We start from the raw sequence: 26,736 nt of genomic DNA on the forward strand, positions 1-26,736 counted from the left end.
TGCTAAAAATAAGAAATTATTCTTATCTTTTTAACGAAAAATGTCCATTAATAATTTCAGCATTTTCAAACTGTAATTTAAACCAATAGTCATCTGCTGGTAGGGGATTACCATTAAAGATTCCGTTCCATCCAGCCGCTGAAGATGATAATTGTTTTAATAATTTTCCAAATCTGTTAAATATTGTTATCGTTGCTTTTGGGAGTGCATCTAAGTTCTTTATTGACCATGTGTCATTAAATCCATCATCATTAGGAGTAAAAAAACGAGGATAGTCAAGTATATAAAAAGGATTGGATGACAACCCACAGTTTAAATTTTCCCTAACATAGGCAGTATAAATGCCCGCACTGATATTTGTAAATAGTGGATTGGATTGAAAAGTGATTCCGTCAAGAGAATATTCAAACGAGCCGATACCTTCGGTTTCAATTAAAACAGAATTATCAACTCCAGAAAAGTCATTGACAATAGTATTTTTTATATTGCTGGGAGTAGCGGGCGTGTAAAGCATGACTTCTAGTTGTATTTCAATAATACCGTAGCAATCAAAACTATTTTCAATGCGAGCAAAAACAGTTTCTGAAGTAGCATTATTGCTATAGATTGCAGGAAGTGAATTTGTCTTATTGATTGCATCATTTTCATTGCTATAATATCCTTCGACTGCAAGAGGAGCAATAACGCTGGGTGTGATTTTTGGGCTAACATCTGTAAATAAATTAAAAACTCTACGACCGTTTTGGTTAGCGTCATTATCACAAAAAGTTATTTTTTGAACTGTTGAAGCGCTAAGCACTTGTAAGGTTATTGAAATAGAATCAGTACATCCGGTAGCGTTAGAGACTCGTGCGTATATAGTTTTAGCTGTAGAGTTATATGCTGCTTCGTTTGGGATTTGGGAAGTTTGATTTTGTAAATCTGAAAGGGTTTCGTAGAAAGAAACGATATCATTCGTGCTACTGTTGAAAGTACTTGCTAACTGGCTCAAATTAAAAGTAGCATTGCCGGCACTGTCGCCGCATTGGACTAACGTTTTTAAAACAGGACTTTTATAATTAATATTTATAGTACCCGTAGCGGTACAGCCTGGAGCAAGGGTAACTATCACTGTATATTTTCCAGCAGTGGTTGCATTAATGGTGGAATTACTACTTATAGATCTTGGGCCACTATTATGAAACCATTGGTAAGTATAAGCCGGATCAATTAAGCCCGAATCAATGGTTGTTTTATCCCCAAAACATACGGTTCGATCTAAACCCAAGTTAATTTTTGGAGCAAAACTGCCTGCCTCAAGAAAAACTGCAGAGTCAAATTCCACATTACGATGATCAGCAATGACTAATTTTATATGATACGTTCTACCAGCTATCACTGAGCTCTGCGCATTTAACACCTTAGTTTGGCCTGCATAATTTAAAGTATTACTATTTAAATTATAACCCTCGAAGTACTGTTCATTTTCTGGCAAACAACTTTTAATTGCTTCTATAGATCCCGCTACTGGATTAATTTTGGGATGTATATTCATTGACGAAACCGCAACTCCAGAATTTGGCAACACAGCAATATTTTTATACGGTGTTGTGCTGCCTACTTCTTTAATTAAAAAAGCAAATCCATCAGAATAATTGCAGGGATAATCTTTTTGATATTCATTTGACGCAAAAATATAATCGAAACTAAGAAAATCAGTTATAGGAGTAAAGTCAAATTCTAAAACAGTAGCGTTAACAGTATTTACTAATCCTAATGATAATTCTAAATCTGTATCACCAAGCCAGCTCTTATTTCCTCCTCCGCTGTTAACGACAAAAGGACCAACCGAATTTTGACTACTCCACGTACTTAAAACAACTCCTTCCGCAAAAGGAAAAGTCCCTCCTTGATTATTGAAATAACCATAACTCTTGTTATTGCCTGAAAAGTTATCACCAGTAGCTACGGTGTTAGCAATTGTTGCGCAAGTACTTTTTACTAAAACATTTTCTACTAAATCCTGCGCATTTTTCGAATCGTCCACAATAATGCTTTGCGCTATAGCAGAATCGACAAAACAGCAAAATGAGAAGTAAAGTAAAATAAGTTTTGCATATTTCATGGTGCCGCAAATGTACTATAAATCTCTACTTTTTAATAATTTGTAAGAGAAGAAAACAAAGATCGTTGTCCAGCAGATCACAATAAATAAAGAAGATAAGGCAACGTCATAAATTTTTATATTGTTTAAACCTATTTGTGTTCCCAAGTTTTTTACTACCGACAATCGAGTGAATGGCTCGACAATTAAGTTAGACATGGCTTGCAAAGGGAAAAATTGCATAATAGATGCTGCTGTTGTCGTTTCAGGAAAAACTTTAAAAGATAAAACGCCATTTATAACTCCTTCAATAATATTCCAAACTAACAAAAATCCTAATGCGAATGCTGATCTTTTCACCACTATTCCTAAAAATAAACAGAATGAGAAGAAGCCTACTAGTTTGACAAAATAAGCTAATAAATACTGCAAGTCAGAAAAGACAATCCCTAGTTCAGTGTAAGATGAAAAGCTAAAACCCAAAATAAGAGACAATATAAAAATAAAAACGGTTGATAAAGTTGCAAATAAAATGACGGTTAAGAATTTAGAAAGAATAAATTCCTTTTTACTCATGCCGTCAATAAAATTTTGTTTTAATGTTCCATAGCTATACTCGTTTGCCATCATTGAAACTATAACAATAGCTAAAAATAATTTTAGTATTGCAGCAATGTAAGTGTTAAAATGCCAAATGAAAGGAAAATTAAAGATCCCCATTTCTGCAAGATGGAATTTAAAAATGCCTAAATCAAATTTTATTGAAGCTATTAATGCAATAAATGTAAGCAGTATAAAATAGGTTATAGTCAGAACTCGACTTGCTTTATTTTTCCAAATTTTTTGTAATTCTATTGAGAGTAGTCGTTTCATGAACTGATTATTAAGGTTGTAGTTGGAAATTCTAGTTAATTTTTATAAAAGAAAAGCAATTGCCGTTTGTATTTGCAAATAGAGCAACTATTCCCTCTCTGTCAATTCTAAAAATTGTTCCTCAAGGCTGTTTTTTCTTTTGACCAAATGATTTAAGATGACATTATTTTCAAAAAGAAAGCGATTTAAATCTTTTGATTCTAGATTCTCTTTTAAATAAACCAATACTTTTCCTTGTTCAATTACAGTACTTTTGACGGCAACATGGGTGTTTAGAACTGCAATTAAATTGTCATTATCATCAGAGATTAATTCGAAAAAAATATCATTTGCTGATATTCCATCGACTAAGCCAGTGTATAAGATCACTCCTTTTCTTAGAACCAAAACATGAGTACAAACTTTCTCTACTTCATCTAATAGATGCGAAGCAAGAAGTATTGTGGTGCCAGTAGCAGCTATTTGTTTGATTATATCCCTAATTTGATGGATTCCCTGTGGATCTAAACCATTGGTTGGTTCATCTAAAATTAAAATTTCGGGATCGTTTAATAAGGCAGAGGCGATTGCCAAACGTTGTTTCATTCCTAATGAAAAAGTGCTGAATTTACTGTTTTTGCGCTCAGTTAATCCAACTAATTCTAGTTTTTCATTAACCTTAGCATAGTTTATTCCTTTAATTTTGCAAACAAGCTTTAGATTTTCTTCGGCAGTCATGTAGGGATAGAAATTTGGTCTTTCTATAATAGCACCTACTTTTTTGAGTGCTTCATGGGTTTCCATTTTTCCGCCAAACCATTTATATTCTCCAGTAGATTTATTAACTACATTTAAAGTGATTCCTAAAGTGGTTGATTTTCCACTCCCATTAGGTCCTAGAATACCGTAAACATTACCTTTTTTTATTTCAAAAGAAACGTTTTTTAAGGCTTGAAGAGCGCCATAACGCTTGTTTAGGTTTGTAACCGAAAGGATTATCTCTGATGAACTCATAATGATACATTTTACTATAAGTCTAATAAGGCATTATGATGTTACAGGTTACCCAAAAATTAATCGATGTCAGCTATTAATTTACATAAAATATCTAATTTTTTTACTGTAATAGGTTTTTCAACGTAATGTTTTACAACCTCATACGTTTTTGCTTTTTCAATGTCAGCGGGATCAATAGATGAGGTCATCATAAAAATTGTAATTGGTTTTTTGATAGTTAAGCAATTAAATTCATCTAAAAATTGCCATCCATCCATGATAGGCATATTAATGTCTAACAAAATGGCGTCAGGAATCTCTAAATCATTCTTTATTACATTCTTTAATTGCAGCAAAGCTTGTTCAGCATTATAAAAAGTTTGTATATCTTCACAAAATTCATTTTTAGATATTAGAATACTCATTAACTTGACGGTTAGTTTGTCATCATCGATAATATAGGTTAATTTATTTTTCATATATATAAATTTTAAAATTTGAGCCTACGTTTACTTCACTTTCCACTTCAATTTTACCTTTCATAGATTCTAATTGATTTTTAGTAATAAATAAACCAATTCCTCTTGCATCATCATTACCATGAAAAGTTTTATACATTCCAAAAATTTTATGCCCATTCTTTTTTAAATCTAACCCTAAACCATTATCCTTAAAATTAATTACAATATAATTGTCAATCAGTTGGTATCCAATTTCTAAAGTAGGATTTCTGTTAATTGACTTATATTTTATTGCGTTAGTGAATAAGTTAAGCAATATACTCTCAAAATAGGATGGAATTACAGAAATATTTATATGATCTGGTATTGAGTCAGTGATAGTAATACTACTTTCTTGAATAACCAAACGGAGCGCATTTTTAGTCTTTTCAATTTCGTTTTTTAGATTAACTTCTTTTTTCTCTCTATTGGTATTTTGTTGTATGGTAACAATTTCATTTAAATATGCAATAGATTGTGACAGTTTTTCAGTAGCTTCTTTAAACAAACCAAAATATGAAATTTTTTCGTATATGTCTTCAGTATTTTCTACAATATCTACAACCATTGATAAATTACTTGAATGAGAGCGAATATTATGAGAAACGATATGAGTAAAATTATACAGTTTATTATTTTGTGTACTCACAGTTTCCAATAGATCTTGGAGTTTTAAATTACTCATAATCCTTGTTGTAATATCTTGACCGGTAATTATAAAATTAAGAGAATTTGTACAAGGATCAACTGTTTTACTCACATTTAATTCAAGCCAGTATTTCTCCTTTTTATTATTGTAATCACTAATGGTAACTTTTAGATCTTGTTTATTTTTTACCGCATCATCGATCAAAAACTGAGTTTTGTCCTCATGATCAAAACAATTAAATAATATACTTATCTTTTTACCTATAATATCAGACCTGTTTAAACCTGTTAAAATATAATAGGCATTATTAGCCCATAAAGCTATTCCATTATGATCTGCAATCACGATGATCTCATTAATTTTTGAGGTTGCAAACGCTATTATATTTGAAGGAATAGGTAATTTTTTGTTACTACTAGTCGTTTTTATTGTGCAAAGGATAAGTGGTTTATCTTTTTTCTGAACAGTATTGTCTAAAGTTATAGTAACTGGAAGTAAAACTCCAGATTTTGTTGTTAAATACGTGTCTTCCTTTACACTGCGATTTTTATTTAAACCATTATCAATAAAAGTAAAAGTCTTATTTTTCAATTCCTCAACAAATAATTGAGAGTTATTTAATTCATATAATTCTACTCGACTGTACTCTGTTAAGTATATTGCCTTCGTATTGCAGCCAATAATTTTTCCAGTAATAGTATCAATTAGTATAGTAGCATCAATAAGATTAGACACCTCTAATGGATTTCTATTAGAAGAAAATTCAAATTTTTTAAATAAATTATGTTGTTTTGAAACATCGACAAATGTGCCCATTAAATTTATCGATCTTCCCTTATAAGTTTCTACTACACAATTGCATTCAACAACTTTAATAGTGTTCTTAGCGGTAACAATTTTAAATTTCTCATTAAAGGAAATTCCTTTATCAATAGCGTTGTTTATCCATTTTTTAAATTGATCTTTATTTTGACTTTCAATAAATAAATCAAAGCCATTACTGCCATCTGGCTCAAAATAATTAGTTACTTCAAAAATAGATCTTGTAGCACTATCCCAAAATACTTGATTACTTTGTAAATCAATTTTCCATATACCAAGTTTAGCTAATTTTGTGGGATTCACAAGTGATTCAATTTTATTAGTCATTATTTAGTTTTAAGATTAAAAGTAAACTGGGATTTTCAAATATAAAGTTTAAATCTCAAGTAGCATTTAATTTCTTATCAAAAGATAGTAATAAGATAAAAAGCTTATTATTTTTGAAATAAATATTTGAAATGTGATCTAATTCCAAATGTGAAAAGGGTATTAATTACTATTCTAAAAATAATCAGAGATTTTTTATAGTAAATTTTTGAGTTATTTAAGCAGTTTATAAATTTGTTAAAAGCTATTTATATGTCTTAAATTAAAATCACAAATCATATTTTAGCATTTCAGTGATTGAGTGCAATTAAAAAAAGCTGATAGTAAACTTTAAAATAAAATTTTATTTTTCAAGTTTAAAGTTAATAAATTTGAAGGTGCTATAATTTTCGATCAATCATAAAATATAAAAGCTTTAAAAAATGGCTTTAGTTATATTATTATAGTATTTTAGTAAAAGGGATTAATGACAAATAAAATAATTGCCTTAATAAAAAAATTTAAAAATTTTTTAGCATGAGTGAGCCTTTAATGATTTTTAAAAAGCCTTCTTATCCCATCAATAATGCTCTCTTAAAATATTTAGAGCGTTTTGATCGAATGTCGAAAGTATCTATTTACTATGATGATTTATTACGCTTTTCAGGCTCTATAACTGTTTATGACAAAAAGGATAAAGATACCTTGTGGATTAGAGTTTATTATACCGAATATGAAAGAGAAGAAATTGATTTAAATCTAAAAAAAATATATTCACTCCTACATTCTGATGGTAACTTAGGTATCATCAAATTTTTAAATGTGGATTCAATTGACTACTGTACTTTTGGAAATTCCAAACCTTTTAGAGTTAAAATACGGAATATTCTCAATGATAATTACACTCATTTTTATATAAAAAAAGCGGATGCTTCAAGAGTTTACGGGTTGGAACTAGAACATATCTTATCACCTGATAAAATCAATTTTTTAGTGTTTAAGGACACTTTAATTGAGGAACATATTATGGGAATTGCTGGTGATGTATTTATCAAAACGTTGCTAGCCAAATGTACTGAAACTGAAAAAGCGCAAATCGCCAAAGAATTCGTAAAGTTTAATGAGCGTTGTATGATTCGTTTGTTAGGCGATATGAGATCCTATAATTATGTAATTGTTCCTATTCATGATTTTGATCAAGTCGTGTATAGAATTAGGGCAATTGATTTTGATCAGCAATGTTATGAAGGTAATTTTAAAGTTTATCGCCCTCAGTTTTTCAAGGAAAATTATCCAATGGTTAAACTGGTAAAGGATAAATTACAAGATAGTTCTATTCAACAATACAAAGATGAAGAAAGAGCAGTGCTTGCTAAAAGGATCCTATCTGCTGAAAGTAGAATAAAAACATTGCTAAAAATCATGGGTGAGGACTTTCTGGCTCCTGATGATCACGTTGAACAATTGAAAATGGAAATATATCGATATACCACGGATTTGAATTTTAAAAGGGCTAAGTCAATGGGTAATATTATGGTTGCCGCTTTTGAATTTATTATTCGGAATTATAAAAATATAAATCTAATAAAATTAAAGGTTTATTAGCTATTTAAAAAGGATAGTTTATTATTATTATTTAAAAGCCAAAACCTAATCCTATAGCAATTCTAGCGCGATCTTCATTAATACTTTTAAAATAGGTAATTCGTCCGGTTAACATATTAAGACCGTTGATCCATAATCCACCACCATAAGATTGATGCCATTTTTCAGATTTTTCTCCATTTAGCCAAACTCGGCCATAATCAAAACCACCAAGAATCCCAAAAGACATAGGTATAATATTTCTTTTGATCTTACCTAAATCCCAACGTATATCACTACTATGATAAAAAGATTTATCTCCTAAAAAGCGTTCATTTCTAAAGCCTCGTAAATTATAATCTCCACCTAAAGTTGCTCCTTGATAAAAATCAAAATTATTATTGAGTAACACTTTTCCACTTACAACAGTGGCTATAACTATTTTTCCGTTTGAGTCAATTTTATGATTAAAATTTAATTTGCTTTCTAAAGTAGGGAAATTTCTTTTTGTGTTTTCCAAGTTTACTTTCCAGCCAGCACTTATTGCAAAGCCCATTCCGAACGTAGGAAAAGTCGGAAGGTCATAATTCTCATAGCTATACTTTACAGCAGCTCCACCAAATTGTTGGATTCTAAATACATCAACATTTAATGTGGGATCAACATTTATAAATCTATTGTTTGTTTGTTCTATTGTTAATCTTTCAAAACTGGTTTGAATTTCAAATTTACTACCTAATCTACCTACTTTTTGTAACGAAGGTGAAAACTTCATGGTTTTAATACGAACTCTATTATAATCTCGACCGAAGTCAGCTTCGAGATTTACAGTTTCATTTCCATATCCAAAATAGTTTCTAGTAAAATTTGGACTTGTGTACTTGCTCTCAAAATTTAAATCCCATTTGCCAAAAAGTTTTGGAAATTGTGCATAATAGATAAATTCATAGCCTTTTGTACTAAAAAAATAATTAGTTTTTAAACTGTGCTTTTGCGTATATGGATCTTGCTTAAAATCATTGACTTTATAACCAGTAATAATTCCCAGTTTGACACCGTCATCTGGATTGAAACCTATATTAGGATATAATGAAAAGGCATTATATTTTGGTTTTTTATAATCGTATAAATTAATTAGATAATCATCACTCAATATTATTTTACTTTTTTTACCGACTGTAAACGTATTGATTTCTGATTTAAAATCATGAATTTTGATATTCTTCGCACTCTCATTCAGATATAAGTCTTTATCAAGTCCACCAATCAATCTAATCTTAATTGGTAAGTTTGATGAACCAGTGATTTCAAAAGTATCTTTATCATCTAAGCCATAAATCCATATTTTTTTAGTTGTAGCACTGTTTAAAATCTTACTATATTTTAAATTATCTCCGTTCTCAGTTATTTGAAATACTTTAATTTCAACTCTGTTTTTATCTAATTTGCGAATTACAAATTTATCTCTTGCATCAGTTCCAACGATTAAAACGGTATGTTGTAAAACTTTAAAATATGCTAATGCAGCTTTTTGAAGATCTTTTTTCCGTAGAATTAATTTACGTTTAATCTCTGTCAATGTTTCATCTTGAACTTCAGCTGGTAACTTTTTAAAAGCTTTTTCTATTGTTTCATCTGTAAGATTCTCGATTATGTATTTTGATTGTTTAATCCATTCTTCCTCACCAGCAGTTTTTAATAGGGCTAAATCTAATGGATAAGGTTCGCGATTCATTATTTTAAATTTCTTAATTTTCTCAGTAAAAGATTGTCTATTTCGTAAAGGAACACTTTTCATTAATAGGGATAATAAAGCACCATCATATTTAGAAAATGCTTGGTCATGATCTAATGAAATAGGTTTATAAATCACTTTTGTATTTACTTTATATTCAGCCCAGCGCCACTGATCTTCATTTCTGTCCCAGTCACCAATAAGAATATCAAATAGTCTGGCTTTTATATAAGCACTTTCATCTATCGAATTATTACTGTCTTTACGGATGTTTTGTAAAACTTCTTTAGTGGAATGAATTGTGGTTTTGTTTGATGAATTATCTATTTCAAAAAGATTATTTACTGGGAATTCTTCAACAAAATACAACTCATCTCCAAAATTTGAATTGAATTTTTCCAAGGCCTTGTGTTTTGGAATAAAAAACAATGAAGGTTTGCTGTGTAAAATATGAATGTTATTGGCTAAGTCAGCAATCGCTAAAGGTGTGTAAGGATGAACTGCGGTATAAAAATCAGTCAAAAGTTTTGAGGTGTATGTTCCAGCAAATTCTTCTGCAGGTTGTTGGTATTTAAAAACAACTGTTGCTAGAAATTTGTTGGCGTTTTGTTTTACAGCGCTCATAATGTATTCTTTTCCTTTGTTGTCAATCAACTGCAATGAATTAGACTGAAAATCTCGATTGGCTGGTTTTGGCGATAAGCCAGAAAATAAAGTGTCAATAGTAGCTGTTTTTGCAGCTATATTTAAATTATAATATTCTCTATAATGTTTTCCAAAAAGGAATTTATAAAATGCCGATTTTTTTACTTCTTTAACTTTGTAAACATTTGCGATCGTTTTATTGGAAAAAGATGTTTGAAGGTTTTTCGTATGAAATTTACTCTCAGGCTTTAAAATGATATTCTGAGAAAGTAATTTTTCTTTTCCGTTTTCAGCCTTATAAAAGGAAATGGTTGTAAGGCCAGTTTTATAAATTTTTAATTTTGAATAGCTATTATTATCATTAAAAAAATCATTGGGAATAAGAGCATCTGCTGTTTGAAATGTCGTTGTGTAACCACTGATTATTTGTTTGACGTTATCTTTGTCAATATATTGCATATTACATCCATGATCAGACACAATAATGACATTATTAAAATTTTGCAGAATAACTTTTATTCTTCTTGCAAAGAGATTGTATTGCTTGTTTTGTAAATGGTGTGTATTAATTCCTGATGTATTTCTAATAAAACTAAGTAGTGATCCAATGATAGGTAAAGGAGTTGATTGTTTTTTTGATGAACTTATTCTGCTGCAAGATCCGTTGCTCAACACAGGATGATGCATTGCTATAAGTACTGTTTTCTGCTGATTTTTAATAATAAAGTTTTCTAATTCAAGAAAAAAATCTTCCCTATTTTTGATAGAACATTCCCTATTTATTGTTGGAATTTCATCCCAATCTTCTAAAAACCATTGACTATTAATCGCTATTAAAGTTATATCCTCAGTAACCACTTTTGCATTAATTGCACAATTATCGCTGGGTAAAGAAATGGTATCTAATTGAGATATTATTCTCGGCAAATTATAATTTCCAGCTACATAGATAGCTTTCTCTTTATTAAATATAGAAGATTTATGACTTAAAATTCGATGTCGTAAAGAAGCCGTATCTGCTTTAAAATCTTGATTTAAAGTGTCTTTCAAGTTTTTATCTTCACCAAAAAACAGTAATGTCGTATTTTGATTAGCTTTGAAAAATTGATTTTGTAAAGAACTAAATTGTTTATTTCGAGATTGGGCGTCATAATTTTTTACCTCGCCCATTAAATAAAAAGTATGAGAGAGCGTAGTAGTGTCATCAGCAACTAATGGGAAAGGATATGAACTATTTTTAGAAAATTGGGTTTGATTTGTTACACACGATTGAAGCGCTACAGATGATAATAGTAAAAGAAACACTTTGATATAAAATCCTTTAAAATACCTATTTAATAATAAATTCATATTTGGTAAAACCTAAACGCTGTTACTAGTTAAAAAATTTAATATTTTGTTATAAATGAGTATTAATACTTTTCCGAAAAGCATTGCTATTTATTTTATATCGGTAAATTTACTGTATTTGAATCACGGTTGTTGATTTTTTAAAGAATAAAAGGGATCTGTTTAGAAATCCATTTATTATAATTCAAGCTAGTAGGAATAATAATTTTTAAAATTTTAATCCTGCTGAAATTTGCACCACTGAATTTTTTACTTCTGCATCTTTTGAAGCTTCCGTTAAACCAAATACATAACGACCTTGCAGAAAAATACTTCTTGTAAGGTTTAATGTTAATCCCGCAATTCCACCAAATTCAAAAGTTGTAGGGTCTTTAAATTCGACATTTTTTCTTTCACTTAGTAAAAATGAGGCTTGTGGACCTAAATCTAAACTTATTGATTTATTCAAGTTTATTTTAGCTAAAACAGGAATTGAGAGATACCCTAACTCGTTTTTAAATTCGGTTAGGGCATATTTATATGATGCTCCTTTTGTCGAATAAAGTAATTCGGGTTGTACTGCAAAACCTTTGAAAAGTACAATTTCAGCAATTAGTCCAGCATGATAACTTGTAATTGCTGATTTTTTATAATTTAGGTTGTTAACCGTAATGTCACTCCCTGATTGATTAGCATAGTTAATTCCGCCTTTTAAACCAAATTTTACGGCCTGCGCTTGAGTGGATGCAGCTCCAACAAACACGAAGATTGCTGCTATAATTATTTTTTTCATAGTTATAATTTTAAAGTGTTAAGAATTATCTTTAAGTATTTCATTTATCTAAAACTGTCTTAATAGCCAATTATTGTATTATTAAAAAAAAATCATTGACTAAATCATCAAATTAGAAATTAGCCAAGTGAGATGATTATAATAACACTACTTGTGTAAATGTATAAAACTTTTTATTTTATACTATTACAAGTGTCTCTATCTTAATTTGCAAAATCTAATGATTTCCCACCATTTTGCTACATATATTAAAAATCAGAGCTAATGTAATAGTATCTTTGGGTAAAAATATTGATCAGGCGTATGGAATGGATAACCTATATTAATAAATTCCAAAATTACTTAAGAATTGAGCGTGGCTTGTCTAAAAATACAATAGAGAATTATACATACGACATTGAGCGTTTGCTCTTATTTTTACATGATCATAAAATTAATGTTTCACCTATTGATATTACTGAAGAAACATGCCAAGAATTTATCTATAGCGTGTCAAAAGAAGTAAATCCTCGATCTCAATCAAGAATACTATCTGGATTAAAAAGCTTTTTTAGTTATTTAATATTTGAGGATCTCAGAATGAATAATCCATTAGAATTAATTGACTCTCCCAAAACTGGTAGAAAACTTCCTGATACCTTATCAGTGATTGAAATAGACAAACTTATAAAAGCTATAGATTTATCATCCAATGAAGGAGAACGCAATCGCGCAATGTTAGAAACACTTTATGGTTGTGGACTGCGGGTTTCAGAGCTTATTACCTTAAAAATTTCAGATCTATTTTTTGAAGAAGGATTTATAAAAATTACCGGTAAAGGAAATAAACAGCGATTTGTTCCTATAAGTGTGATTGCTCAAAAATTCATTACAATTTATTGTGAATCGGTGAGAAATCATGCCACTATTCAGAAAGGATTTGAAGATACTTTATTTTTAAATAGAAGAGGTAAACAACTAACCCGTGCAATGATTTTTACAATAATTAAAAATTTAACAGTACAAATTAATCTAAATAAAAATATAAGTCCGCATACTTTTCGTCATTCATTTGCTACACATCTTCTTGAAAACGGTGCTGATTTACGATCAATTCAACTGATGTTAGGTCATGAATCAATTACAACAACGGAAATTTATGTACACTTAGATCGAAAATTTTTGACTGAAGTTATTAATACTTTTCATCCCAGAAAAAGTGGGTAAATGTCAAGATTAGATTGGCATGCAAAATTAAAGTATATAAAAGTATTATTTGAAATCAACATCATTATAAACAGTCGCCAAATCAATTTCTAATAGTAAAGAGTCTAAAGAAAATCGTAAATCTATGGTTCTATAATCTGTGAGTTGCCAACTATTATCTGAATTTCTCTAAAATTTTTCTACCATAATTTCCTCAGAATCAATGACAATATATTGCTGTAATGATTCGATATCTCTACATAATCTAAATTTTCTGCCCTTATCATGATCCCTCGTAGATGGCGAAAGGATCTCTATAATCACTGTTGGATTTGTAGCAGTGTCAAATTTATCATCCGTTGTTTTAATATCTCCACAAAAAATGCTAATATCTGGATAAGTGTGTAATGAATTTTTTGGAATATGTACGCGCAAGCCGCTACCAAAAGCACGACATTTTTTACCTTTCAGTTTTGTAGTAAGTTCTCCAAAAAGTCAAAAGAAAATTATATTATGAATAAGTGAAGCTCCACTCATAGCGAAAATTTCACTATTGAAAAACTCATGTTTATCAGTTTCATTTCTCTCTTGCTCTAAATACTCTTTCTCAGTAAAATGTTTTATCGCAGGAAGTCCCATACTTATAAGTTTATATCAAAGTCACTATTTAATGCGTTATAAAAATAGCATATTTAGGTAAAAGCATAATCTGACGAGAATATCAATTTGTATCTGTTAAAATCTTTAAAGCTATTTCATTTCATTAGAAACTAAAAAAAAGTCCAAATTCCAATTAATGATTAATGGAATTTGGACTTGTATGTAAAGGTATAATAAGATTATTTAGCAATATTCACAGCTCTTGTTTCTCTAATAACAGTAACTTTTACTTGTCCAGGATAAGTCATTTCAGTTTGGATTTTCTGAGATATATCAAATGATAAACTAGCAGCATTTTCATCTGATACTTTTTCACTTTCTACAATTACCCGCAGTTCCCTACCAGCTTGAATTGCATAGGCATTTTTTACACCATTGAACCCGTAAGCTACTTCCTCTAAATCTTTTAAACGTTGTATATACGAATCTAAAACTTGTCGTCTTGCTCCCGGTCTCGCACCAGAAATGGCATCGCAAACTTGAACAATAGGAGATAAAAGTGATTTCATTTCGATTTCATCGTGATGCGCACCGATGGCGTTGCACACCTCTTCTTTTTCACCATATTTTTCAGCCCACTGCATTCCTAATAAAGCGTGAGGTAAATCACTTTCAGCATCTGGAACTTTACCTATATCGTGTAATAATCCCGCTCTTTTAGCAAGTTTTACATTGAGTCCAAGTTCAGCAGCCATGATTCCACATAGTTTTGATACTTCTCGAGAGTGTTGTAATAAATTTTGACCATAAGAAGAACGGTATTTCATACGTCCCACTACTTTAATCAGCTCAGGGTGTAGTCCATGAATTCCTAAATCAATAACGGTGCGTTTTCCTACTTCTATGATTTCATCGTCAATTTGTTTGGCCGTTTTCGCTACTACTTCCTCAATACGTGCGGGATGTATTCTTCCATCAGTAACTAATTTATGTAATGCAAGACGCGCGATTTCTCTTCTTACTGGGTCAAAACAAGAGAGTATAATTGCTTCTGGTGTATCATCTACAATGATCTCTACTCCAGTTGCCGCTTCTAAGGCTCTAATATTTCTACCTTCTCGACCAATAATTCTCCCTTTTACATCATCAGATTCAATGTTAAAAACTGAAACACAATTCTCTACAGCCTCTTCAGTTCCTATTCTTTGTATCGTATTAATAATTATTTTCTTAGCCTCTTGCTGTGCCGTTAGTTTAGCTTCTTCAATAGTATCTTGAATATGAGACATTGCAGTACTTTTGGCTTCCGCTTTTAGTCCATCAACTAATTGTTTTTTAGCTTCTTCAGCTGATAATCCTGAAATTGCTTCTAGTTGTTGTAATTGACTTTTATGAAGCCTATCCACTTCAGCATGTTTTTTGTCCAAAATTTCTATTTTATTAGAAAATTCTGCTGATTTCGCTTCGTAATCATCGTTCACTTTTTTAGCTTTAGACAATTCGCTCGATATTTGAGATTCTTTATCGCGAATTCTTTTCTCTACATCTGCTACTTTTTTATCTCGTGATAATATAACTTGTTCATGCTCTGCCTTTAATTCAATAAATTTTTCTTTTGCTTGAAGAATTTTATCTTTCTTTATATTCTCAGCTTCAAGATTTGCATCTTTTAAAATGGATGCTGCTTCTTTTTTTGAATTTTTAATTAAGTTAGAGATATTGCTTTTCTCTATCAATTTAGCAATTATGAAACCGGCGGCAAGGCCTATTATTCCTGAAATAACGATCGTTAGTATGTTGTCCATGTTTGTTTAAAATTTATATATAAAAAAAGCCTACATCAGTATGATTGAATAAACTCGAAAAGACAAGTTTTGAGCTAACTCACTGTTCAAGTTTCCTCGCCGAAGCGTGGCATGCTTTAGTAGTGATGATTTGCTCATTCTAAATTGTTAGTGTTGAGTTTACCAAATGTGAACTAATGTAGGCAGTATCTTAGTTTTTGTAAAGAACGTTTATTTGTCGAGATATTGATCTAAAAGAGCATTGATTTTTTTAATTCTATCAATCGTGTCTTCTCCATCTATCGCAATAGTAATTTGTTTTTGCTCTGTTTGTGAAGCAAATTGTAAAGCGCACATCGCTAAAACATCTTGTTTGTCACGTACAGCATAATTTTCTTCAAATTGCTTAATCATCTTATCAATTTTCTTTGAAGCACTACGCATTCCTTCTTCTTGAGAAGGATCCACCGTTAAAGGATAAATCCTATCTGCTATTGATATTTTAATTTTAAGCTTATCGTCCATATCTATTATTAATCTGATAGTTGTGCTATGCAGTAATCAATTTCTCGAATTAATGAATTTATTTTCAGCCTAGTATCTCTTTTATTTTCGTCACTGCCTAATAACGTATTGGCTATCTTTAATGTTTTGTATCGCTTTTCTAAAGCTTGAAAATCATCGGACTGAGTTTTAATGATGTTTGAAGATCTTATTATTTCCTCTTTTAAATCTAGGTTACTTTTCTCTAAGACTTTCATCTTTTCAAAAAGTTTTTCAACTTTAATTTCAAGAGTATCAATAATTTCTGCAATTGCGCTCATTTTCTCTCTTATTCATTACATTATCATACAAAGTTAATATTCCTTTTTAATTTTGCAATATTTTATTATTTTTTTTGTTTAAAATTCGTTAATATCAAGTTATGTAAGTAGTTACAAATTATTTTTTTTATGTCATTTCTGATTAGTTTTTTTATCTTAGCAAAAATGTAAATCAATGAAATTTTCTATAATTTTTCTATTTTTTGGAACTATTGTTTTTGCTCAAAGTACTTATCCAACAGATTATTTTAGGTCTCCCTTGGATATACCTATGCAATTATCTGGGAATTTTGGAGAGTTAAGACCGAATCATTTTCATGCTGGTTTCGATCTAAAAACACAGCAAAAGGAAGGCTTAAATGTCTACGCTGTTGCTGATGGCTATATTTCGAGAATCAAGATTTCTACATTTGGAAACGGAAAAGCAATATATATTAACCATCCTAATGGGTACACTTCTGTTTATGGACACCTTAAATTAGCGAATGGTGAAATAGAAAACCATATAAAAACAATTCACTACAAAGAACAGAGTTTTGAAATTGAAATGTTCTTTAAACCTGATGAAATGCCGGTTGAAAAAGGGCAAATAATAGGTTTTTCTGGAAATACTGGATCTTCTGAAGGGCCACATTTACACTTTGAATTTCGAGATACTCAATCAGAATTTGTGATTAATCCCATGCTTTTTGGATATGATAAACTGATTAAAGATGCTAAAAAGCCTACGATTTCTAGCGTTTATGTATATCCAGTTGATTCAAAAACAACTGTAAATCGTGCGCAACGTCCTGTATTACTTAATCTCGCGCTTCAAAAAGATGGAACCTACATTGCAGACAAAGTTTCTGCTAATGGATCAATAGGTTTTGGGATCTCTACTTTCGATACTGATGATGTATCGTTTAATAATAATGGAGTCTACAAAATACAGTCATTTTACAATGGTCAACCTAATTTTGGTTATACATTTAATACATATTCGTTTGATGAAATGCGTTATATCAATGCATTAGTGGATTACTCAAGGTATAAAAAGATGCAACAGAGAGTTCAGAAACTATTTATGAAAAATCCCTACAATTTAAGTATTATAAAAGCAGCTGATAATAAAGGTGTTCTGCAAGTTTTACCTAATTTAAATGCTGCTTATCGCATTGAAGTTTCAGACTTTTTTGGAAATACCAAGGTGATTTCTATTCCTATTCAATATGATGTTTCGCCAACTACAATTAGTAAAGAACCTTTGGAATCGAATTATTTTATAAAAGCAAATAAAGACAGCAATTTTGCGTTAAAAAATATGTCTGTTTTTTTTCCAGCAGGTACTTTTTACGATGATTTTGAATTTAATTTTGCTGTAGACAACAATACGTTGATCCTACATGAGGACACAGTTCCAGCGCATACTAACTTTACAATATCTATTGAAGATTCTATAGCAACTGAAGCCCAAAAAGAGAAAATGTTTATTGGAAGAATTGACGGAAAAAAATTAGCATACAATTCAACTTATCGAAAAGGGAACATTTTTAATACAAAAGTTAGAATTCTTGGAAAGTATGCTTTAATAAGTGACACAGTGGCTCCAAAAATAAGTATCGCTAAGCCCATAGAAGGAAAATGGATTAGTAGTCAAAAAACAATTGAGCTCTCTATATATGACGACTTGTCTGGCATAAAATCTTATAATGGGTATTTGAACGGGAAGTGGATTTTAATGGAGTACGATAATAAAACTAGAAAATTAACGCATTTCTTTGACGACGGGATTGTTTTTGATGGTGCTAATGATTTAAAAGTTGATGTTATTGATAATGTAGGCAATTCAACTACTTTTGAAACTAAATTTTTTAGAAATCAAAAAAAATAAATGTTAAGACCTTTGAACGCAAATTTTTTAGTACCGGTAATCTTCTTTTTTATATGTAGTCTAACTATTTCGGCTCAAAGCGCCAGAATTAGAGGAATAATTTTAGATAAAAATAATCAACCTGTAGAAAACGTAAATATTTCTTGTCTTAACGTCACTTCGCGTTCTAATAGCAATGGTTTTTACGATTTAAAAATCCCAGCTAACGAGAAGGTAAACATTGTTTTTACGCATGTTTCGTTAAAAAAAATCACAATGAGTTTTACTTTCTATGCTAATGAGCAAAGAGAGTTCAATCCTGTAATGAATGATCGCGAAGAGCAAATGGGAGAAGTTATTGTTTCTAGTAAAAACCGAAAAGTAATTCAAGGTGTTACAGTGATAGAGCCCGAAATGATTCGGAAAATTCCTGGTGCAAACGCGGGAATTGAGAATATATTGAAATCCTTACCTGGCGTAAATTCTAATAATGAACTAAGTACACAGTATGCAGTTCGTGGCGGAAACTATGATGAAAATCTTGTTTATGTCAATGAAATTGAAGTGTATCGGCCTTTTCTAATTCGTTCTGGACAGCAAGAGGGACTGAGTTTTACTAACACTGATTTGGTGCAAAACGTAGATTTTTCTGCAGGTGGTTTCCAAGCAAAATTTGGCGATAAGCTATCTTCAGTTTTAGATATTACTTATAGAAAACCTACAAAATTTGGCGCAAGCCTTGAAGCGAGCTTTCTGGGAGGAAGCGTTGCTGTTGATGCCGTTTCTAGGGATAAAAAATGGTCTGCAGTTACAGGAATTAGGTACCGCAACAATAGTCTTTTAGTCAATAGTCAGGAAACGCAAACTAATTTTACACCTTCATTTGCTGATATTCAAACCAACATTAATTATCACTCTTCTGCCAGATGGCAGTGGAGTTTTTTAGGGAATGTTTCGCAAAATAAATATCAATACCAACCGTTAACGCGCCAAACTAATTTTGGAACTATCAATAATCCTATGGTACTTACCGTTTTCTATGAAGGTCAGGAAAAGGATAAATACGATACTTATTTTGGAGCGATCAAGACAACTTTTAATGTAAATGATAATTTTACTTTAAAATTTATAGGTTCTGTATTTCATACTTTAGAACAAGAGTATTTTGATATTTTTGCACAATATAGATTGGGTGAAGTGGATGCAAGTATCGGTTCACAAACGTATGGTGAAGTATCATATACTAGAGGAATAGGCTCACAATTGAATCATGCTCGTAATGATTTAGACGCTTTAATTGTAAATACTGAAATTAAGGGATTTCATGATTGGAAAGAAAGCCAATTAGAATGGGGAATAAAATATACTAGAGAATCGATAAGAGATAGAGTAATAGAATGGGAGGTAATTGATTCCGCTGGTTTTTCTTTAAATCCACCTATTTTAGATTTTGTTACTAATGATCAGCCATATAAGCCGTACAATGGCCCTATAATTCCTTATCAAAATATACGCGCTACAAACTTCAATACGATTAATAGATTTTCAGGCTATGGACAATGGAGTTTAAAATCTACAATTGGTTCGAGTGAAGTTTGGTATAATGCTGGTGTTCGAGCTCATAACTGGGAGGTTCAAGGCGCTAGTACAATTGCTAAATCCCAAACTACTTTTAGTCCAAGAGTTCAATTTGCAATAAAACCGGATTGGAATTCAGATCTAATTTTTAGAGTTTCAGGCGGATTATATCACCAACCTCCATTTTACAGAGAATTGAGAGATGCTGCGGGAAAAGTGCAACCTAATACAAAAGCACAGCAATCAGTCCATTTTGTAGTGGCTAATGATTTTAGTTTCAAAATGTGGACTAGACCTTTTAAACTCGTTTCAGAACTTTATTACAAATCGCTTACCAATGTAAATACGTACACAATAGACAATGTTCGGTTGCGTTATGCAGCTAATAATAATGCCACGGCTTTCGCCCAAGGCTTAGATTTGCGGTTAAATGGTGAATTTGTTCCAGGAACAGAATCATGGATTAGTTTTGGTTATTTAAAAACAGAGGAAAATAGCAATGACAGAGGTTTTATTGCAAGACCGACAGATCAGCGATTGAAATTTGCGCTTTTGTTTCAAGATTATATGCCTAATATTCCTAGTATAAAATTATATTTGAATTTAGTTTATAATACAGGATTACCTGGTGGATCACCATCCTATGCAGATGCTTATTTATACCAAAACAGATTAAATGATTATCGCCGAGTGGATGTGGGTTTTTCAAAAGTTTTTATAGATAACACCTCAGGAGATAATAATACTAAATTATTTAAAGATTTTAAGGAATTAGCAATAGGATTAGAAATTTTCAATCTTTTTAATAATCAAAATGCAATAACGAATACCTGGGTTAGAGACGTCTATTCTAAAAATCAGTACGCAATTCCTAATTATATGACAACGCGTGTTTTTAATATAAAACTGACTGCAAAGTTGTAATTTTTAATTTAGAGTACATAACAGAAATCTTTTCAACCTTAGGAAATTTTGTTAATCGGTTTTGAAGTACGGTTTCATTTTTTAAAATGATTATATTTGAATTTTAATAGTATTAAATCATGAGAAAATTACATTTCACATTCATAGGAATAGCAGTTTTACTTTTAGCGAGTTGCAAAGAGGAAGTTGAAAAACCAAAAGTAACTTACGACGAAAATGCTAAAGCAAAATTAGTTGCTAGAGCAGATTCTTCTCAAATTCAAATTGCTGATTTACCACTGCAAATGGAAGGAACGGATTATTTACTTCATCCCGTTGCTGATTTAAGTATTCGTGAAAAAGGCATAAAAGCTCGCTATGGTTCTTCTAGCGTCAACGATTTGAGTTTTACTATTTCAAATTACGGTGAATTTGAAATTACTGGTTTCTTACAAAACATTAGGTTTCAAAAAATTGATTCCGATTCTATTAAAAAATTGACTGAAAAGCCCGTTTTAATTCAAACTGCCACTTATTTAAAAAAAGTTGCTGAAAGAACGAATAACCAAATTATGGTTTATACGATGTTTGACATGGACACAAACAAAGATGGAAAACTGGACACTAGTGATATAAAAGCACTGTATTTAAGTAAAATAAGTGGCGAAAAATTCACTAAAATATCAATTGATTTTCAGGAATTAATCGATTGGAAATTGATTGAATCGAGAAATAGATTGTATTATAGAACAGTAGAAGACACCAATAAAAATGGTGAATTTGACAAGAAAGATGTAGTAAATTATTACTACATAGACTTATCAAAAAAAGAATGGGAAGCGGTTAGTTACGAGCCAGTTTAGCAAATCAAATCAAAATATCACTCTCTAAGTCGGATTTTTCTATTGTAAACGTAAACCCTAACTGCTTTACTAATTGAATCACTAGATTTTTATACCAGTTTTCTGATTTGGGATGAATGTAAATCTTTTCGATCAGTTCGTTTATATCCACATTAATTTTTAATCCTTCATTAATGTCTATAATATTATCACCAATGTCAGTGATTACGCGAACTTCTCTTTCATATTGAAAACTCTTTCGTTTAAACAAAAAAGGGAAAAATAGATCATCAAACGGGATATGCTCTTTTTTGTAATCGATGTAGTTTACCTCGCCAATGTATTGATCAAAATCAGTTTCAGGAAGTAATGATCGCTGCAAGCGACCAATAGTGGATTGAATAGCTAATCCTTCACTATTTTGTGTAAAAATTTGCCACATCGCAAATGATTCATACTCATTTATATGCCAAGAACTAATAGCGACTTTTTCTCTGTGCGTTTTGTAATGGTTTAAAAAATCAGGATTGTCTATAGAAAGTTTTTTGATTTCCTCAAATGTTGGTTCGCTAAAAGTCCCTTCATACTGATCCTCAAATTTATCTGAGCGCGACATGAATAGTTTATGCGATAGTAGTAAATCTAAAAATTTTGACAAATCAAGATATTTCCAAATTACAGTATTTGGATCCTGAGGAAGTTTTATGTTTGGATTGTTAATGTACATTTTTTAATTTTTAAAATAAGTAAACAGCTCCAAACTCCTTTTTTATTCCAAAGATTGTAAGCTTACCAATTTATTATAAACTCCGTTCATTGCAATTAATTCTTCGTGATTGCCTTGCTCCACAATTTTTCCTTTTTGCATAACTACAATTGTATCTGCTTTTTGAATGGTGGAAAGCCTGTGCGCAATAACGATGGAAGTTCTGTTTTGCATCATATTTTCTAAGGCAACTTGCACAAATTTTTCACTCTCAGTATCTAATGCTGAGGTAGCTTCGTCTAAAATCATGATTGGAGGATTTTTCAAAACTGCTCTTGCTATTGATAAACGTTGTTTCTGACCGCCAGAAAGCTTATTTCCGCTGTCGCCAATGTTAGTGTGAATACCATTTGGTAAATCTTGTACAAATTCATAAGCATTCGCAATTTTCAACGCTTCGATAATTTCTTCGTCAGTTGCGTCAAGTTGTCCTAAAGAAATATTAGCTTTAATGGTATCATTAAATAAAATACTGTCTTGCGTAACAAGTCCCATTAAACCGCGTAATGATTGCAAGTTCAAGTCTTTTATATCGATACCATCAATGGTAATTGTTCCTTCATTGACATCATAAAAACGAGTTAATAAATTAGCAATCGTACTTTTTCCACTTCCTGATTGTCCTACAAGCGCTATCGTTTGACCTTTACTGACTTTTAGTGAAAAGTTTTTTAAGACATTTTCATCTTCATATTTAAAATTAATATTCTTTATAGTAATATCTGATTCAAAAGTATTTTTCTCAGTAGCATTTTCTTTGGATGTAATCTCGTTTTCAACTTCTAGAACTTCAAAAACGCGCTCTGCAGCAGCTAATCCATTTTTTACGGCATACGAAGCTTTAGAAATTGCTTTTGCCGGCGTCAAAATATTAAATGCTAATGTCAAATACACTATAAAAGTCGATCCGTCTAAGGTTTTTTCGATTAGAACCAAATTACCACCGTAAAAAAGCAAAATTGCGATAGTTGCTACACCTAAGAATTCACTCAACGGCGTAGCTAGATTATTTCTACTTCCTATACTATTTGACAAATTTAATAATCGAGTAACGGAATCATTAAATCTGCTTTTAAAATTGGGTTCAGCATTGTAACTTTTAATTACTTTTAATCCGCCCAAAGTTTCATCAACAATAGAAATTAAAAGTCCACTTTCTCGTTGTGCTTCTAATGACTGTGCTCTCAAGTTTTTTGCTAATTTGGATATAATATATCCAGATATTGGTAAAAAAATTAAAACGAATAAAGTAAGTTTTGTGCTAAGTATAAACATTGTCACTAAAGCAAAAATTATCGTTAAAGGTTCTTTTACAACCAATTCTAAAATGGAGAAAAAAGAGTTCTGCACTTCATTGACATCGCCGAGCATTCGCGCCATAATATCGCCTTTTCGTTTTTCTGAGTAATAAGAAATAGGTAATTCAACGATTTTTTTATACATCGAATTACGTAAATCTTTTAACACACCGTTTTTAAGGTGCATAATATGATAAGAGGCCAAATAATTGAACAAGTTTTTGAAGAAAAATGTTGTCATTATTAGTATTACTACAAATAGTAACGCAACTTCAATGCTATTTCCTTTTGTCATCGTAGAAATTTGGAAATGCATATAATCTATTCCAAACTCTTTTATATTTCCTATTCCTGTGAAAATTGGTTTTATAAGTACTGTCTTAGTTTTTCCAAAAAGCACATTCATTACTGGCAGTAAGGTAAGCATTGAAATAGTGCTAAATAAGGCGTATAAAATGTTGTAAATCACATTCCAAACGATGTGCGATTTATATGGTTTTGTATAAGGTATTAATTTCTTGAGATTGCTCATTTATTTTTTATTGTTGTGTTCTGCTATGGCTATAGCTTTTCCTAATAATATTTTTTTTCAAATAACAGCGTAAAATATTTTGCAGCGTCATTATTGATAACTATGAATTATTTTTTTAAAAAGTCATTTGCTTTTGAAACTCTCTTTAAGAAGTGTTGTTGATATAGATGATATTTGTATTAAGCGACCAACTCAATTGTGCAAACTCTGTCTGAACAATTACAAGATCTCTTATTACATTATATAATTTGATAAAGCTTTGTAAATTTCTTCTATTAAAACCCACTCCAAATTTTTCATTATATTCTATACTTAGTATGGGAATTAATTTCATCCCATAATCGGCTCTATCATTATTCAAAAATTATAGTTGATCGTTTTTTCAATATTTAATACAATAAAGTTAGTTCTTGATTGACAATTTTGGCTACTTAATGACGCATTTGATTCATTAAACCAATTAATGATTTTAATAGTTTTAAAGCATCATTTGTATCCAATTTTTCTAGTTATAAATTTAGTTCAATTGCATCGCTGCAATGATATTTTTTATTTTGTTATCTAAAATACTTTCGACTTCATTAAAATCTTGCACATCTTCTAATTCAGTGTTTACACTTATATAAAATTTAATTTTTGGTTCAGTTCCGCTTGGTCTTGCGCAAATTTTGGAACCATCCTCAGTGTAATAAATCAATACATTTGATTTAGGAATATCCATTGTTGTTATTTCGTCAGTTAATAAATTCTTAGCGGTTGATGATTGATAATCTTCAAGTATAATCACTCTTTGTCCGTTAATTTCTTTCAATGGATTTTCTCTCATGTCAATCATCATTTGACTAATTTCCAGCAACCCGTCGATTCCTTTTTTGGTCAACGAAACCAAATGCTCTTTGTAAAAACCGTTGTCAACATACAATTTCAACAGTTCTTTGTAAATCGAACTTCCTTTTGCTTTGGCTTGAGCCGCCATTTCACATATCAATAGAGTTGCTGCAACCGCATCCTTATCACGAACAGCATCACCCACCATAAAGCCAAAGCTTTCTTCACCTCCTCCTATAAATTCTAATGCTGGAAAATCCTTAATCATTTTAGCAATCCATTTAAAACCAGTCAATCCCACTTTGCATTCTACGCCATAGTTTGTTGCTAATTCCATCATCATGGGTGTAGAGACGATAGTGGATCCTATAAACTGTTTTCCAGTAATTTTATCTGCTTTTTTCCATTGTTCTAATAAAAAAGCAGTCATTAAGATCATCGTTTGATTGCCATTTAGCAAGGTCATTTGCCCTTCGTTATTTCGAACAGCAACACCTAAACGATCACAATCAGGATCAGTTCCTATCACAATATCAGCGTGCAATTTATCAGCTAATGCAGTTGCCATTGCTAACGCTTCTGGCTCCTCTGGATTCGGAGATTTTACCGTTGGGAAATCACCATTTGGAACTGCTTGCTCTGGAACAATATTCACGTTAGTATATCCAGCTTGCGATAAAGTGTCAGGAACTAAAGTGATAGAAGTTCCGTGTAATGAGGTAAAAACAATATTTAAATTTTCTTTGGCTGCAGCCGGTGTATTAAAACTTGCATTTTCAATTGACGATTTGATAAATGCTTTATCAACTTCGACATCAATATAATGAATCAAATCATCATTAGCTGCAAAGTTGATTTCACTGTAATTCAAATTTTCAATAGTGTTGATAATGGCTTCATCTTCTGGAGGCACTATTTGTCCGCCATCTTCCCAGTACACTTTGTAACCATTGTACTCCGGTGGATTATGTGATGCTGTAAGAACGATTCCAGCTTGACATCCCAAATGTCTTACTGCAAATGACAATTCCGGGGTAGGACGTAAATCTGAAAATAAATAAACAGAAATTCCATTGGCAGTAAAAACATCAGCAACAACTTTTGCCAGCGATTTACTGTTGTGTCGGCAATCATAAGCAATTGCAACTTTCAAATCTTTATTTGGAAAAACTTTATGCATGTAATTAGAAAGACCTTGTGTGCTTTTTCCAAGCGTGTATTTATTAATACGATTATTACCAACGCCCATAACACCGCGCATTCCGCCAGTTCCGAACTCTAAATTCTTGTAAAAACTTTCTACTAGTTCTACTGGAGAAGTTGTCATTAGTTCTTTTACCGCTTCTTGAGTTTCGTTGTCAAATGTTGGCGTAAGCCATTCATTTAATGCGTCTAAAATGTTTTGTTTGATTTCCATTTTATATTTTTTTTTAGTTTAAAGTTTAGGAGC

21 protein-coding genes are annotated in these 26,736 nt (G+C 31.0%); 5 read left to right on the forward strand and 16 right to left on the reverse strand.

The window, feature by feature from the left end:
• Positions 1-22: 22 nt before the first annotated feature.
• From RCH18_RS02085 to RCH18_RS02105, 5 genes are all read right to left on the reverse strand, one after another.
• Positions 23-2,104, reverse strand: coding sequence for a T9SS type B sorting domain-containing protein (locus RCH18_RS02085; RefSeq protein WP_326935107.1), 2,082 nt, complete (start codon positions 2,102-2,104; stop codon positions 23-25).
• A gap of 15 nt (positions 2,105-2,119) precedes the next feature.
• A complete protein-coding gene (locus tag RCH18_RS02090; RefSeq protein WP_326935108.1) occupies positions 2,120-2,956 on the reverse strand; it encodes an ABC transporter permease in 837 nt (278 codons plus the stop codon).
• An 87-nt stretch (positions 2,957-3,043) separates the two neighbouring features.
• Positions 3,044-3,949 carry an ABC transporter ATP-binding protein gene (locus RCH18_RS02095; protein ID WP_326935109.1) on the reverse strand — a complete coding sequence of 302 codons (906 nt, stop codon included), beginning with the start codon at positions 3,947-3,949 and terminating at the stop codon, positions 3,044-3,046.
• 59 nt (positions 3,950-4,008) lie between these two features.
• On the reverse strand, positions 4,009-4,410 hold the full coding sequence (locus RCH18_RS02100) for a response regulator (protein WP_326935110.1): 402 nt from the start codon (positions 4,408-4,410) through the stop codon (positions 4,009-4,011).
• A complete protein-coding gene (locus RCH18_RS02105; RefSeq protein ID WP_326935111.1) occupies positions 4,400-6,229 on the reverse strand; it encodes a PAS domain-containing protein in 1,830 nt (609 codons plus the stop codon). Before RCH18_RS02105 ends, RCH18_RS02100 begins: the two co-directional genes overlap by 11 nt.
• 516 nt (positions 6,230-6,745) lie before the next feature.
• On the opposite strand from RCH18_RS02105, the gene RCH18_RS02110 reads away from it, so the two are divergent.
• Positions 6,746-7,813 (forward strand): hypothetical protein, encoded by a 1,068-nt coding sequence (locus tag RCH18_RS02110; RefSeq protein WP_326935112.1) that lies wholly within the window; start codon positions 6,746-6,748, stop codon positions 7,811-7,813.
• Between the two features lie 31 nt (positions 7,814-7,844).
• Here the strand turns inward: RCH18_RS02110 and RCH18_RS02115 are convergent, their stop codons facing one another.
• Entirely contained in the window at positions 7,845-11,522 is a 3,678-nt protein-coding gene (locus RCH18_RS02115) for a ShlB/FhaC/HecB family hemolysin secretion/activation protein (protein WP_326935113.1), read from the reverse strand.
• A gap of 208 nt (positions 11,523-11,730) precedes the next feature.
• Positions 11,731-12,294, reverse strand: coding sequence for a porin family protein (locus RCH18_RS02120; protein ID WP_326935114.1), 564 nt, complete (start codon positions 12,292-12,294; stop codon positions 11,731-11,733).
• A 303-nt stretch (positions 12,295-12,597) separates the two neighbouring features.
• Between RCH18_RS02120 and xerD the strand changes: the two genes are divergently transcribed.
• Entirely contained in the window at positions 12,598-13,500 is a 903-nt protein-coding gene (xerD, locus tag RCH18_RS02125; protein ID WP_326935115.1) for a site-specific tyrosine recombinase XerD, read from the forward strand.
• 168 nt (positions 13,501-13,668) lie between these two features.
• Here xerD and RCH18_RS16105 read toward each other — a convergent pair whose 3' ends face one another.
• The 5 genes from RCH18_RS16105 to RCH18_RS02145 form a co-directional block, all read right to left on the reverse strand.
• The gene (locus RCH18_RS16105; RefSeq protein WP_442788136.1) at positions 13,669-13,950 is read right to left on the reverse strand and encodes a Uma2 family endonuclease; all 282 of its coding nucleotides are present in this window, start codon (positions 13,948-13,950) and stop codon (positions 13,669-13,671) included.
• A gap of 24 nt (positions 13,951-13,974) precedes the next feature.
• Positions 13,975-14,118, reverse strand: a complete 144-nt coding sequence (locus RCH18_RS02130; RefSeq protein WP_326935116.1) for a hypothetical protein — start codon at positions 14,116-14,118, stop codon at positions 13,975-13,977.
• Positions 14,119-14,318: 200 nt separating this feature from the next.
• Entirely contained in the window at positions 14,319-15,884 is a 1,566-nt protein-coding gene (rny, locus tag RCH18_RS02135) for a ribonuclease Y (RefSeq protein ID WP_326935117.1), read from the reverse strand.
• Positions 15,885-16,094: 210 nt separating this feature from the next.
• Complete coding sequence (locus RCH18_RS02140; RefSeq protein ID WP_326935118.1) at positions 16,095-16,388, reverse strand: cell division protein ZapA; 294 nt, start codon at positions 16,386-16,388, stop codon at positions 16,095-16,097.
• A gap of 8 nt (positions 16,389-16,396) precedes the next feature.
• Positions 16,397-16,687, reverse strand: a complete 291-nt coding sequence (locus tag RCH18_RS02145) for a hypothetical protein (protein WP_326935119.1) — start codon at positions 16,685-16,687, stop codon at positions 16,397-16,399.
• Between the two features lie 175 nt (positions 16,688-16,862).
• Between RCH18_RS02145 and RCH18_RS02150 the strand changes: the two genes are divergently transcribed.
• From RCH18_RS02150 to RCH18_RS02160, 3 genes are all read left to right on the forward strand, one after another.
• Positions 16,863-18,560 (forward strand): M23 family metallopeptidase, encoded by a 1,698-nt coding sequence (locus tag RCH18_RS02150; RefSeq protein ID WP_326935120.1) that lies wholly within the window; start codon positions 16,863-16,865, stop codon positions 18,558-18,560.
• Positions 18,561-21,041, forward strand: a complete 2,481-nt coding sequence (locus RCH18_RS02155) for a TonB-dependent receptor plug domain-containing protein (RefSeq protein ID WP_326935121.1) — start codon at positions 18,561-18,563, stop codon at positions 21,039-21,041. It begins immediately after the preceding gene.
• 119 nt (positions 21,042-21,160) lie between these two features.
• Entirely contained in the window at positions 21,161-21,883 is a 723-nt protein-coding gene (locus RCH18_RS02160; protein ID WP_326935122.1) for a hypothetical protein, read from the forward strand.
• Positions 21,884-21,887: 4 nt separating this feature from the next.
• Here RCH18_RS02160 and RCH18_RS02165 read toward each other — a convergent pair whose 3' ends face one another.
• The 4 genes from RCH18_RS02165 to RCH18_RS02180 all read right to left on the reverse strand — a co-directional run bounded on the left by RCH18_RS02165 (position 21,888) and on the right by RCH18_RS02180 (position 26,703).
• Positions 21,888-22,589: a hypothetical protein gene (locus RCH18_RS02165; RefSeq protein ID WP_326935123.1), complete on the reverse strand. Its 702-nt coding sequence runs from the start codon at positions 22,587-22,589 to the stop codon at positions 21,888-21,890.
• A 42-nt stretch (positions 22,590-22,631) separates the two neighbouring features.
• Positions 22,632-24,458 (reverse strand): ABC transporter ATP-binding protein, encoded by a 1,827-nt coding sequence (locus tag RCH18_RS02170; protein WP_326935124.1) that lies wholly within the window; start codon positions 24,456-24,458, stop codon positions 22,632-22,634.
• A gap of 145 nt (positions 24,459-24,603) precedes the next feature.
• Positions 24,604-24,819 (reverse strand): DUF1016 N-terminal domain-containing protein, encoded by a 216-nt coding sequence (locus RCH18_RS02175; protein ID WP_326935125.1) that lies wholly within the window; start codon positions 24,817-24,819, stop codon positions 24,604-24,606.
• A 156-nt stretch (positions 24,820-24,975) separates the two neighbouring features.
• A complete protein-coding gene (locus tag RCH18_RS02180) occupies positions 24,976-26,703 on the reverse strand; it encodes a phospho-sugar mutase (RefSeq protein WP_326935126.1) in 1,728 nt (575 codons plus the stop codon).
• Positions 26,704-26,736: the final 33 nt, after the last annotated feature.

Origin of the sequence: Flavobacterium sp. PL11 (genome assembly GCF_035985025.1) — a bacterium.
In the GTDB taxonomy this organism is placed as follows: domain Bacteria; phylum Bacteroidota; class Bacteroidia; order Flavobacteriales; family Flavobacteriaceae; genus Flavobacterium.

Coding starts and splice junctions, on each gene's coding strand:
- RCH18_RS02145 (WP_326935119.1), bottom strand. CDS start 16,687: ATGAGCGCAATTGCAGAAATTATTGATACTCTTGAAATTAAAGTTGAA.
- RCH18_RS02115 (WP_326935113.1), bottom strand. CDS start 11,522: ATGAATTTATTATTAAATAGGTATTTTAAAGGATTTTATATCAAAGTG.
- RCH18_RS02155 (WP_326935121.1), top strand. CDS start 18,561: ATGTTAAGACCTTTGAACGCAAATTTTTTAGTACCGGTAATCTTCTTT.
- RCH18_RS02095 (WP_326935109.1), bottom strand. CDS start 3,949: ATGAGTTCATCAGAGATAATCCTTTCGGTTACAAACCTAAACAAGCGT.
- RCH18_RS02085 (WP_326935107.1), bottom strand. CDS start 2,104: ATGAAATATGCAAAACTTATTTTACTTTACTTCTCATTTTGCTGTTTT.
- xerD (WP_326935115.1), top strand. CDS start 12,598: ATGGAATGGATAACCTATATTAATAAATTCCAAAATTACTTAAGAATT.
- RCH18_RS02105 (WP_326935111.1), bottom strand. CDS start 6,229: ATGACTAATAAAATTGAATCACTTGTGAATCCCACAAAATTAGCTAAA.
- RCH18_RS02120 (WP_326935114.1), bottom strand. CDS start 12,294: ATGAAAAAAATAATTATAGCAGCAATCTTCGTGTTTGTTGGAGCTGCA.
- rny (WP_326935117.1), bottom strand. CDS start 15,884: ATGGACAACATACTAACGATCGTTATTTCAGGAATAATAGGCCTTGCC.
- RCH18_RS02140 (WP_326935118.1), bottom strand. CDS start 16,388: ATGGACGATAAGCTTAAAATTAAAATATCAATAGCAGATAGGATTTAT.
- RCH18_RS02090 (WP_326935108.1), bottom strand. CDS start 2,956: ATGAAACGACTACTCTCAATAGAATTACAAAAAATTTGGAAAAATAAA.
- RCH18_RS02165 (WP_326935123.1), bottom strand. CDS start 22,589: ATGTACATTAACAATCCAAACATAAAACTTCCTCAGGATCCAAATACT.
- RCH18_RS02160 (WP_326935122.1), top strand. CDS start 21,161: ATGAGAAAATTACATTTCACATTCATAGGAATAGCAGTTTTACTTTTA.
- RCH18_RS02100 (WP_326935110.1), bottom strand. CDS start 4,410: ATGAAAAATAAATTAACCTATATTATCGATGATGACAAACTAACCGTC.
- RCH18_RS02170 (WP_326935124.1), bottom strand. CDS start 24,458: ATGAGCAATCTCAAGAAATTAATACCTTATACAAAACCATATAAATCG.
- RCH18_RS02110 (WP_326935112.1), top strand. CDS start 6,746: ATGAGTGAGCCTTTAATGATTTTTAAAAAGCCTTCTTATCCCATCAAT.
- RCH18_RS02130 (WP_326935116.1), bottom strand. CDS start 14,118: ATGGGACTTCCTGCGATAAAACATTTTACTGAGAAAGAGTATTTAGAG.
- RCH18_RS02180 (WP_326935126.1), bottom strand. CDS start 26,703: ATGGAAATCAAACAAAACATTTTAGACGCATTAAATGAATGGCTTACG.
- RCH18_RS02150 (WP_326935120.1), top strand. CDS start 16,863: ATGAAATTTTCTATAATTTTTCTATTTTTTGGAACTATTGTTTTTGCT.